The sequence below is a fragment of the Clostridium drakei genome, from assembly GCF_000633595.2.
In the GTDB taxonomy this organism is placed as follows: Bacteria; Bacillota; Clostridia; order Clostridiales; family Clostridiaceae; genus Clostridium_AM; species Clostridium_AM drakei.
In genome coordinates, this window is the sequence record NZ_JIBU02000083.1 from 1 (window position 1) to 313 (window position 313).

Consider the following 313-nt stretch of genomic DNA (forward strand, 5'->3'; position numbering starts at 1 on the left):
ATGAATGGTCAAGCTACAAAGGGCGCATGGTGAATGCCTTGGCACCAGAAGCCGAAGAAGGACGTGATAAGCTGCGATAAGCTTTGGGTAGGCGCAAATAGCCTGAGATCCAGAGATTTCCGAATGGGGAAACCCACAATGCTAACGCATTGTACTGTAAACTGAATACATAGGTTTATGGAGGTAAACCCGGGGAACTGAAACATCTAAGTACCCGGAGGAAGAGAAAGAAAAATCGATTTTCTAAGTAGCGGCGAGCGAAAGGGAAAGAGCCCAAACCAGGAACTTGTTCCTGGGGTTGCGGATAGATCAT

At 47.3% G+C, this 313-nt stretch carries 1 rRNA gene (cut by a window edge); it reads left to right on the top strand.

Annotated elements, in window-relative coordinates:
* Nucleotides 1–6: 6 nt before the first annotated feature.
* Nucleotides 7–313: ribosomal RNA gene (locus tag EG57_RS0224495) — 23S ribosomal RNA — on the top strand; it runs 2,599 nt beyond the window's last position.